This is a genomic window from Paracoccus binzhouensis (genome assembly GCF_016446475.1).
Taxonomy (GTDB): Bacteria; Pseudomonadota; Alphaproteobacteria; order Rhodobacterales; family Rhodobacteraceae; genus Paracoccus; species Paracoccus binzhouensis.
Genome location: NZ_JAEHFP010000146.1, coordinates 1 through 9,591, shown reverse-complemented (window position 1 = coordinate 9,591; position 9,591 = coordinate 1). Strand labels below are relative to the sequence as shown.

General features: G+C 66.8%; 12 protein-coding genes. 9 read left to right on the top strand and 3 right to left on the bottom strand.

Going from position 1 to position 9,591, the window contains the following annotated elements; translation table 11 throughout:
- The coding region (locus I9P22_RS21655) for an AAA family ATPase (protein WP_199262030.1) at positions 1–791 on the bottom strand (791 nt) is incomplete at its 3' end.
- Positions 792–943: 152 nt separating this feature from the next.
- Here I9P22_RS21655 and I9P22_RS21650 point away from each other — a divergent pair.
- Entirely contained in the window at positions 944–1,297 is a 354-nt protein-coding gene (locus I9P22_RS21650) for a CidA/LrgA family protein (RefSeq protein ID WP_199262026.1), read from the top strand.
- Positions 1,294–2,010, top strand: a complete 717-nt coding sequence (locus I9P22_RS21645; protein WP_036751616.1) for an LrgB family protein — start codon at positions 1,294–1,296, stop codon at positions 2,008–2,010. The genes I9P22_RS21650 and I9P22_RS21645 overlap by 4 nt, the downstream gene beginning before the upstream one ends.
- Positions 2,011–2,073: 63 nt before the next feature.
- Here the strand turns inward: I9P22_RS21645 and I9P22_RS21640 are convergent, their stop codons facing one another.
- On the bottom strand, positions 2,074–2,499 hold the full coding sequence (locus I9P22_RS21640; protein WP_036751618.1) for a VOC family protein: 426 nt from the start codon (positions 2,497–2,499) through the stop codon (positions 2,074–2,076).
- 254 nt (positions 2,500–2,753) lie between these two features.
- Entirely contained in the window at positions 2,754–3,074 is a 321-nt protein-coding gene (locus I9P22_RS21635) for a DUF6280 family protein (protein ID WP_024842734.1), read from the bottom strand.
- Between the two features lie 346 nt (positions 3,075–3,420).
- On the opposite strand from I9P22_RS21635, the gene efp reads away from it, so the two are divergent.
- The 7 genes from efp to I9P22_RS21600 form a co-directional block, all read left to right on the top strand.
- Positions 3,421–3,984: an elongation factor P gene (gene efp, locus I9P22_RS21630; protein ID WP_036751620.1), complete on the top strand. Its 564-nt coding sequence runs from the start codon at positions 3,421–3,423 to the stop codon at positions 3,982–3,984.
- A gap of 106 nt (positions 3,985–4,090) precedes the next feature.
- The gene (locus I9P22_RS21625) at positions 4,091–4,840 is read left to right on the top strand and encodes a hypothetical protein (RefSeq protein WP_116223184.1); all 750 of its coding nucleotides are present in this window, start codon (positions 4,091–4,093) and stop codon (positions 4,838–4,840) included.
- A gap of 93 nt (positions 4,841–4,933) precedes the next feature.
- Positions 4,934–5,239, top strand: a complete 306-nt coding sequence (locus I9P22_RS21620; RefSeq protein WP_116223297.1) for a GNAT family N-acetyltransferase — start codon at positions 4,934–4,936, stop codon at positions 5,237–5,239.
- 239 nt (positions 5,240–5,478) lie between these two features.
- Positions 5,479–6,543: a multiple monosaccharide ABC transporter substrate-binding protein gene (chvE, locus tag I9P22_RS21615; protein ID WP_036751624.1), complete on the top strand. Its 1,065-nt coding sequence runs from the start codon at positions 5,479–5,481 to the stop codon at positions 6,541–6,543.
- Between the two features lie 62 nt (positions 6,544–6,605).
- Positions 6,606–8,180, top strand: a complete 1,575-nt coding sequence (gene mmsA, locus I9P22_RS21610; protein ID WP_116223185.1) for a multiple monosaccharide ABC transporter ATP-binding protein — start codon at positions 6,606–6,608, stop codon at positions 8,178–8,180.
- The gene (gene mmsB / locus I9P22_RS21605; protein ID WP_116223186.1) at positions 8,173–9,357 is read left to right on the top strand and encodes a multiple monosaccharide ABC transporter permease; all 1,185 of its coding nucleotides are present in this window, start codon (positions 8,173–8,175) and stop codon (positions 9,355–9,357) included. Before mmsA ends, mmsB begins: the two co-directional genes overlap by 8 nt.
- The coding region (locus I9P22_RS21600) for a 2-dehydro-3-deoxygalactonokinase (protein WP_332909058.1) at positions 9,354–9,591 on the top strand (238 nt) is incomplete at its 3' end. The genes mmsB and I9P22_RS21600, both read left to right, overlap by 4 nt.

Below are 9,591 nucleotides of genomic sequence, written 5' to 3'. Positions count from 1 at the left end.
TGGGCCTCGGCCTCGGTGGCGGCGCGGATCGCGGCGCGCAGCGCCTCGGCCGTCCCTGCCTTGGCCTGCTCGGCCTCGGCCCAGCGGCGATACAGCAGCACGCCCTCGGCCCGGCGTAGCGCGGCGCCGATCTCGCGATAGCGGGCGGCGGCGCGGGCCTGCCGGGCCAGGCTGGCGGCCTGCGTGGAGAGCTGGTCCAGCGTGTCGTCGACGCGGGTCAGGTTCGCCTCGGCCGCGTTCAGCTTCAGCTCGGCCTCGTGCCGGCGCTGGTAGAGGCCGGAAATCCCCGCCGCCTCCTCCAGCACCCGGCGGCGCGCCTTGGGCTTGGCATTGATCAGCTCGGAAATCTGCCCCTGCCGCACCAGCGCCGGCGAATGCGCCCCGGTCGAGGCATCCGCGAACAGCATCTGCACGTCGCGCGCCCGCACCTCTTTCCCGTTGATGCGATAGGCCGAACCGGCGTCGCGGGTGATGCGGCGGGTGATGTCCAGCGTGTCGGCCTCGTTCAGCCCGGCGGGGGCAAGGCGGTCCTTGTTGTCGATGGTCAGCGTGACCTCGGCATGGGCGCGGGCGGAACGCCGGGCGGTGCCGGCGAAGATCACGTCCTCCATCCCCTCGCCGCGCATGGCGGTGGGACGGTTTTCGCCCATCACCCAGCGCAGCGCCTCCAGCAGGTTCGACTTGCCGCAGCCGTTCGGGCCGACCACGCCGGTCAGACCCTCGTGGATGACCAGGTCGGTCGGGTCCACGAAGCTCTTGAAACCATTGAGGTGCAGGCGGTCGAAACGCAATGCGAGGGGTCCACGAAGATCGTTCAAATCCCTTGGATTCTTGGCGATCCCGGGTCTCAAGTCAACACAAACCCCCAGATATGGCGGGCTCTCGGCGGTTATCCACAAGATTTAAGGGTTCACCACAAGAAATACGCTGCTAATCTGGCGGCATGATTCCCGCGCTTGCCATCATCCTGGTCTTCCAGCTCATCGGCGAGGTTGCCACCCGCAGCCTGGGTCTGCCCCTGCCCGGCCCGGTGCTGGGGCTGCTGCTGCTGGTGCTGTCCTGCACGCTGCGCCCGGCGCTGGCCGAGATGCTGCGCCCGGTCGTCACCGGCATCCTGGGCCATCTGTCGCTGTTCTTCGTGCCGGCGGGGGTGGGCGTGGTGGCGCATCTGGGGCAGTTTCGCAGCGACGGGCTGGCGGTGGCGCTGGCACTGACCGTCTCGACCGCGCTCGCCATTGCAGCGGGGGCGCTGGTGTTTCGCGCCGTGGTGCGCTGGACGGGCGGGTCCGAGGAATGACCGACGCGGCGCTGATCTGGAGCTATTTGACCCAAGGGCCGCTTCTGTGGCTGACGGCGACGCTGATCGCCTATTGGCTGGGCGACACCTTCTTTCGCGCCATGGGCCGGCAAAGCTGGGCCAATCCGGTGCTGTGCGCGGTGATCCTGCTGGCCTGCGTGCTGGGGCTGACCGGCACCAGCTACCAGACCTATTTCGAGGGCGCGCAATTCGTGCATTTCATGCTGGGCCCGGCCACGGTGGCGCTGGGAATGCCGCTTTACGACAACCTGCGCCGGGTCAGGAAGGCGGCGCTGCCGCTGGTCGCGGCGCTGCTGGCGGGCTCGGTGACGGCGGTGGTCTCGGCGCTGGCCATCGGCAAGGCTTTCGGGCTGTCCGAGGTGATGCTGGCCAGCCTGGCGCCGAAATCGACCACCGCCCCCGTCGCCATCGGCATCGCCGAGGGCCTGGGCGGCGAGCCCACGATCACCGCCGTCCTGGTGCTGGTCACGGGCATCTTCGGCGCGATCATCGCCACGCCGCTGCTGAACGCGCTGGGGATTCGCGACTGGCGGGCGCGCGGCTTTTCGCTGGGCGTGGCCGCGCATGGCATCGGCACGGCGCGCGCCTTCCAGGTGAACGAGACCGCCGGCGCCTTTGCCGGCATCGGCATGGGGTTGAATGCGGTGCTGACCTCGATCATCGCACCGCTGGCGCTGCGGCTGTTCGGGTAAGGGGGCAAGGAGCTTGAGCCCTTAGCTCCGGCCTAAATTCGGACCAGCGACTCGCAGAAGAAATCAATCCTCTGCCGGAAGCAGTTCCGGGTTCCAGACAATTTCCCACAAGTGCCCGTTTGGGTCGCGGAAATAGCCCGCATAGCCGCCGTAGAACGTGTCCTGCGCGGGTTTGACGATCTCTGCACCTGCCTGTTCCGCAGCGGCCATGATCTGATCGACCTCCTCCCGTCGCCTTACGTTATGGCCGATGGTGAAGGCGGTCGGACTGACGGGCCGCTTCGGCAAGCCGGTATCATGGGAAATGTCGGCCTGGGCCCAGAGCGCCAGTTTCAGCCCGCCAGAGAGATCGAAGAACGCCACCGCGCCATGCTCGAACTCCTGGCCGACGATGCCTTTCGTGGGTAGCCCAAGGCCGTCGCGGTAGAAGGAAAGCGATTGTTCCAGATCGGCAACGCCGAGCGTCAGAACGGAAATCCTGGGTTTCATGCCATGCCCTTTCTATCGACACCTGCACCGCGCAGGCGTCTTGATAGTCTTGGGCCGTTGCCAGCAACGGAAGGACCCGCAGGGCGGGGGCCGGGCCAACCTTCCCGAGCCTAACCTGTTTCAGACGAGCAGATGCTAGGCCGAGGGTTCTGGCCGGTCAAGGTCGGGCATGTCCCGCCAAGCTGACCTTCCCTCGCCGATTCAACGAAAAAGGCCGCCCCGCGGGACGGCCCATCAGCGCGCGACGGGGGCGATTACGCCGCGTCGGCTTCCTCGGCGGCGTGGCGGCGTTCGCTTTCCTCGCGCGACAGCGCGACCGAGGTGCGCACGCCCTTGGCCACGAATTCCATCAGCCCCTTCACGACACGCTCGTTCGGGTCGATGCCGGCGCAGGACAACACCTCGCGCCCATCGCGCGAGCGTGCCCAACGTGCAATCTGATCGGGCCCGTTGCCGTATTTTTTGTCATCGGCGATCGCATCGTCCAGCGCAGCCAGCACAACGGCGGCAAAAAGCTTGCGGGCCCGCTGTCCCTGTTCGAAATTGAAAGCCGAGCCATCCACGAAATCGCGCATCATCATTATCCTGTTTTTCTTGCGGAGCCCCCGCACCTTGGCCCTTGCCAAGGCTGCTGCATCATCTTGCCTCTAGGCGGCGCTGGCCGGCTTAGCCGATCCGTGCCGTGATTCGGTATGCCTCCAGCCGCATGACCGCCATGCACAGGGCGCAAGCCCCGGCAGATACGCAGAATAGCCGCTAAAAGCAACGATCTTGCGACATGCAGAAATGCGATGGCACCCTTGACAACGCATGAAACGCGTTTCGGTTGCCTTGAGGCACGGCAATGGATATAGGTGCCCGCAATCGCGGTTCAACCCCCGAGCCCTGGGCGATTTTCCAATTCTTTCAAGGTGATCCTGAATGGCCAAGATCAATGGCAATGAAATCAAGCCCGGTGTCGTGCTGGACCATGACGGCGGGCTGTGGGCGGCGGTCAAGGTGAACCACGTCAAGCCCGGCAAAGGCGGCGCCTTTGCCCAGGTCGAGCTGAAGAACCTGCGCGACGGGCGCAAGCTGAACGAACGCTTCCGTTCCGAGGACAAGGTCGAGCAGGTGCAGCTGGAGACCAAGGACCAGCAGTTCCTGTACGAATCCGACGGCAAGCTGGTGTTCATGGACAGCGAAACCTTCGAGCAGACCGAGCTTGACGCCGATCTGCTGGGCGAGCGGCGGCCCTTCCTGCAGGACGGCATGGTCGCGGCGGTGGAATATTACGGCGACGAGGCGCTGTCGGTGCGCATCCCGCAGAAGGTGGTCTGCCGCGTGGCCGAGACCGAGCCGGTGCTGAACGGCCAGACCGCCGCGAAAAGCTTCAAGCCGGCGATCCTGGACAACGGGGTGCGCGTCATGATCCCGCCCTTCGTCGGGGTGGACGAGGCCATCGTCGTCAATACCGAGCTTTTCGAGTATTCCGAACGCGCCTGAGCCGGCCGTCGGCCCGTTCTCGCCGCGCGTCACGACGAATATGGCCAAGCGCGCCGCACGGTCATAGGATCGGCGAAAGGGCAATGTCGAACGGCGGTGGGTCGCGATGGCGAAAGGGATCGGAAAGACGGGAAAAGGCCGGGCCGGCAAGGGCAAAGCCCTTCCGCTGCGCCAGGTTCCCGACGCTTCCGACGGGCTGGACGAGGTCCGCGCCGCCATGGGCGAGGCGATCGAGCGGCTTTCCCGGCTCGAGGATGTCATGTGCGAGATGATCCAGGCCGGGCTTGCCCCCACCGTGGGCGGCGGCGAGGGGCTGATCGCCACCGGCCCGCCCAGGGAAATCGCCGAGGCCGAGGTCTCGGCCGCCCTTGCCGCGATCCTGGCCACCACGCCCAGGAGCGCCGAATCGCATACGACAGCCGGCCCGCAGGACGCGGCCGGCACCGCCGGAAGCGCGCCCGTTCCCGGCTATATCTCGCGCCGCATGCTGGTGGAGCTGGCGGTCGGCCTGGGCGAAACCCCGCTGCATGCCCGACCCTGCGCCCGGCGGGGGCTGCACCTGGTCGGCGGCGCGCGCCAGGGCACGCCCGTGCCGCTTTACCTGCGGCTTGACCGGCACCTGCGCCTGCCGCTCGACTGCGGCTCGAATTCGCTGGAGATCGAGCGCCGGCTGGGCGGGCGCTGGCACCGCACCGGGCTGCGCGCCATCAAGGACGGCATGGGCGGGATCGAGATCGACATCGCCATGCTGGAACGGCTGGCCGGGCCGTTCTCGCCGGAATTGCGCCGCGCCCTGACGCTGGATTCCCGGCCGCCGCCGAACCGCCACGGACCGCCCCGCCCGCAGCCAGAGTGACGGCCAGGCCCCTTGGCCGCAACGTCGCAAGCGCCGGGGATGGACCGGATCGGACCCGCCATGCGTTATGGCGGCAACGAGACGGAGGAAACCATGGTGCAACCGACCATCCATGTCACCCATGAGGATTACGGCAGTTCCGGCCGCTATGCCGTCGCCATGACCGGAATCGAGGGCGAGGCGGAACTGACCTGGCATGCCGGGGGGCCCGGCATCATCGTCGCCGACCATACCTATGCGCCCGACGCCATGCGCGGCTCGGGCGCCGCCGCCGCCATGGTGCGGCGGCTGGTTGCGGATGCGCGCGCCCGCGGCGTGCTGATCGTGCCGGCCTGCAGCTATGTGCGCGCCCAGTTCGAGCGCAATCCCGATTGGTCCGACCTCTGCGCCGATGCCTGAAGCCGCCCCGGCCGGCATCTGCATATCAATTGCGGTATGCAAACACACTTTCTGCATGATTGACGGACATATCGGCCGGGTCTAGCCTCGCGGTGGGATGGGTGGTCCGCGACCGCCGCCGCCGCGCAGAATCGTCGCAGGAGCCGGTTTTCCGCGTCCCGCGCAACAAGGGGGAAGCACCGGCTGGCCATGGCCGTGGAGGCGGCCGCCAACCGGGGCAATATCGACAGGGAGGATTTATGCGGAATCTCAGGAAATACGCCCTGGCTCTGGCCTCGGCGGCGGCGCTTTCGCTGCCCGGCCTGGCCGCGGCCGAGGGCATGGTCGGGATCTCGATGCCGACCAAGACCTCGGCGCGCTGGATCGACGACGGCAACAACATGGTCAAGCAATTCCAGGAGGCGGGCTACCAGACCGACCTGCAATATGCCGACGACGACATCCCCAACCAGCTGGCGCAGATCGAGAACATGATCACCAAGGGCGTGAACGTGCTGGTGATCGCCGCCATCGACGGCACCACGCTGTCGAACGCGCTGGCCAATGCCAAGGCCGCGGACATCAAGGTCATCGCCTATGACCGGCTGATCCGCGACACGCCCGACATCGACTATTACGCCACCTTCGACAACTTCAAGGTCGGGGTCGAGCAGGCGACCACCCTGGTCGACGGGCTCAAGGAACGCTTCCCGGACGAAAAGCCCTGGAACGTGGAACTGTTCGGCGGCAGCCCGGACGACAACAACGCCTATTTCTTCTATGACGGCGCCATGTCGGTGATCCAGCCGCTGATCGACGACGGCTCGGTGGTGGTCGCCTCGGGGCAGATGGGCATGGACAAGGTGGGCACGCTGCGCTGGGATCCGGCCACGGCCCAGGCGCGCATGGACAACATCCTGTCGGCCAATTACACCGACAAGCAGGTGCATGGGGTGCTGTCGCCCTATGACGGGCTGTCCATCGGCATCCTGTCGTCGCTGAAAGGCGTGGGCTACGGCTCGGGCGACCTGGCCATGCCCATCGTCACCGGCCAGGATGCCGAGATCCAGTCGGTCAAGTCGATCCTGTCCGGCGAGCAATATTCCACCATCTTCAAGGACACGCGCGAACTGGCCCGCGTCACCGTCGGCATGGTCAACGCGATGATGAAGGGCGAGGAGCCCGAGGTGAACGACACCGAAAGCTACGACAACGGCGTCAAGACCGTGCCCTCATACCTGCTGGAGCCGGTGGCCGTGACCGAAAAGAACCTTGCCGAGGTTCTGGTCGGCTCGGGCTATTATACCGAAGACCAGCTGAAGTGACCTTCGCGCGCCGCCGCAGGACTATTGCGGCGGCGCCATCCGCGTGACCGCAGGGGGTGGCCATGGACGCGATTCTGGAAATGCGGGGGATCACCAAGGAATTTCCCGGCGTGAAGGCCCTGGACGACGTCAACATGACCGTCCGGCGCGGCGAGATCCGCGCGCTGGTCGGCGAGAACGGCGCCGGCAAATCCACGCTGATGAAGGTGCTGTCGGGCGTCTATCCGCATGGCAGCTATCAGGGCGAGATCCTCTATGGCGGCCGGCCGATGGCATTTCGCGACATCAAGGACAGCGAGGCGCAGGGCATCGTCATCATCCACCAGGAACTGGCGCTGGTGCCGCAGATGTCGATCGCCGAGAACATCTTCCTGGGCAACGAGATCGCCCAGCGCGGCGTCATCGACCGGCGCGAGACCAACCGCCGCACCGCCGAGCTGCTGGCGCAGGTCGGCCTGCGCGAAAGCCCGGAAACCAAGGTCGGCGGCCTGGGCATGGGCAAGCAGCAGCTGATCGAGATCGCCAAGGCGCTGTCGAAAAAGGTCGACCTGCTGATCCTGGACGAGCCGACCTCGTCGCTGAACGAGAACGACAGCGACGCGCTGCTGCGCCTGCTTGCCAGTTTCCGCGACCGGGGCATGACGGCGATCCTGATCTCGCACAAGCTCAACGAGATCAGCCAGGTCTGCGACAGCATCACCGTGCTGCGCGACGGCGCGACGGTGGCGCATCACGGCGGCATGGTCGAGGAATCGCGCATCATCCGCGACATGGTCGGCCGCTCGATGAACGACCGCTATCCGCCGCGCCAGCCGAAGGTCGGCGAGGTGGTGATGCAGGTCAGGGACTGGACCGTCGCCGATCCCGCGCGCGAAGGCCGCCTGCTGGTCAAGGGCGCCGGTTTCGAGCTGCGGCGCGGCGAGGTTCTGGGCATCGCCGGGCTGATGGGCGCGGGCCGCACCGAACTGGCGATGAGCCTGTTCGGCCGCTCGATGGGCGAGTGGAAATCGGGCGCGGTCACGCTGCACGGCAAGCCGGCCGACCTGTCCACCGTGCCGCGCGCGATCCGCGCCGGGCTGGCCTATGTGACCGAGGACCGCAAGTCGCTGGGCCTGGTGCTGGACGACACCATCCGCCGCAACATCCCGCTGGCGAACCTGGCCGGCATCTCGGTCCGCGGCGTGGTGGACCGCCAGCGCGAGGGGGCGGTGGCGCGCGACTATCGGAGCCGCATCAACATCCGCTCGCCCTCGGTCGAAAGCCGGGCGGTGAACCTGTCGGGCGGCAACCAGCAAAAGGTGGTGCTGGCGAAATGGCTGTTCGCCGAGCCCGAGATCCTGATCCTGGACGAGCCGACGCGCGGCATCGACGTGGGCGCGAAATATGAAATCTACACCATCATCCGCGACCTTGCCGCCGCCGGAAAATCGATCATCGTCATCTCGTCGGAAATGCCCGAGCTGCTGGGCATCACCGACCGCATCCTGGTCATGAACGAGGGCCGGCTGGTGGGCGAGATGCCGACGGCCGAGGCCACGCAGGAACGCATCATGCAGGTCATCATCCGCTCGGGCCACGACCTGACCGACGAAACCGTCACCCCCGAGGAAATCGAGGCAGAGGCCGCCCATGTCTGACACGACCACCGAACGCCGCGGCGACACCTTCGGCTTCATCCGCCGCAACATCCGCGAATACGGCATCCTCTTTGCGCTGATCGTCATCATGGCCTTCTTCCAGGTGGTGACGGGCGGCATCCTGTTCCGGCCGGTGAACCTGACCAACCTGTTCCTGCAAAACAGCCATATCGTCATCATGGCGGTCGGCATGCTGCTGGTCATCGTCGCCGGCCATATCGACCTGTCCGTCGGCTCGGTCGCGGCCTTCGTCGGCGCGCTTTCGGCGCTGATGATCGTCCGGCTGGACCTGCCGATCCCGGTCGTCGTGGTGCTGAGCCTGGCCGCCGGCGCGGTAATCGGCGGCATCCAGGGCTATTGGATCGCCTATTGGAAGATCCCCAGCTTCATCGTCACCCTGGCGGGGATGCTGGTGTTCCGCGGCCTGACCATGTGGATCCTGCAAGGCCAGTCGATCGGCCCCTTCCCGCGCGAATTCCAGATGATCGCCTCGGGCTTCATCCCGGACCTCTTCGGCCCCGACAAGCCCAACACACTGTCTCTGATCCTGGGCTGGGGCGCGGCGCTGGCGATCCTGTGGCTGCAGATCCGCGGCCGCAAGCGGGAAGAGGCGGTGGGTATCGTGGACGAGCCCTTCGCCTTCTTCGCCGCCAAGAACGCGCTGATCTTCCTGGCGCTGGTCTGGATGACCTGGGTGCTGGCGAATTTCCGCGGCCTGCCGAATGTCTTCATGGTCATGGCGATTCTGGTCGCGCTTTACGCCTTCGTGTCCGAGCGCACCACCATCGGCCGGCGCATCTATGCCATCGGCGGCAATGCCAAGGCGGCCAAGCTTTCGGGCATCAATGCCGAGCGGGTGGTGTTCCTGACCTTCATGAACATGGGGATGCTGGCGGCGCTGGCCGGGATCGTGGTCTCGGCCCGGCTGAACTCGGCCACGCCCAAGGCCGGCGTGGGGTTCGAACTCGACGTGATCGCGGCGGTGTTCATCGGCGGCGCCTCGATGGCGGGCGGGGTCGGCACGGTGATCGGCGCAGTGGTCGGCGCCTTCATCATGGGAGTGATGAACAACGGCATGTCGATCCTGGGCATCGGCATCGACTACCAGCAGGTCATCAAGGGGCTGGTGCTGATGGCCGCGGTGATCTTCGACGTCTCGAACAAGAGCAAGGCGTGACGCCTGAACCAACCGCCGATGCCCCGACCGCCCCCGGCTGGATCGCCGTCGACTGGGGCACCACAAGGCTGCGCGCCTGGGCCATGCGCGGCGCGCGGCCGGTGGACGCCCGCGCCTCGGACCGCGGCATGGGCAGGCTGGCCCCGGCCGGGTTCGAGCCGGCGCTGCTCGACCTGATCGGCGACTGGCTGTCCGCGGCCGGCCGGATGCGCGTCATCGCCTGCGGCATGGCCG

Bases quoted from the DNA above. Each gene is read 5' to 3' on its own strand.
- I9P22_RS21625 (WP_116223184.1), top strand. From the start codon at position 4,091: ATGGCGAAAGGGATCGGAAAGACGGGAAAAGGCCGGGCCGGCAAGGGC.
- chvE (WP_036751624.1), top strand. From the start codon at position 5,479: ATGCGGAATCTCAGGAAATACGCCCTGGCTCTGGCCTCGGCGGCGGCG.
- mmsB (WP_116223186.1), top strand. From the start codon at position 8,173: ATGTCTGACACGACCACCGAACGCCGCGGCGACACCTTCGGCTTCATC.
- I9P22_RS21640 (WP_036751618.1), bottom strand. From the start codon at position 2,499: ATGAAACCCAGGATTTCCGTTCTGACGCTCGGCGTTGCCGATCTGGAA.
- I9P22_RS21620 (WP_116223297.1), top strand. From the start codon at position 4,934: ATGGTGCAACCGACCATCCATGTCACCCATGAGGATTACGGCAGTTCC.
- I9P22_RS21650 (WP_199262026.1), top strand. From the start codon at position 944: ATGATTCCCGCGCTTGCCATCATCCTGGTCTTCCAGCTCATCGGCGAG.
- efp (WP_036751620.1), top strand. From the start codon at position 3,421: ATGGCCAAGATCAATGGCAATGAAATCAAGCCCGGTGTCGTGCTGGAC.
- mmsA (WP_116223185.1), top strand. From the start codon at position 6,606: ATGGACGCGATTCTGGAAATGCGGGGGATCACCAAGGAATTTCCCGGC.
- I9P22_RS21635 (WP_024842734.1), bottom strand. From the start codon at position 3,074: ATGCGCGATTTCGTGGATGGCTCGGCTTTCAATTTCGAACAGGGACAG.
- I9P22_RS21645 (WP_036751616.1), top strand. From the start codon at position 1,294: ATGACCGACGCGGCGCTGATCTGGAGCTATTTGACCCAAGGGCCGCTT.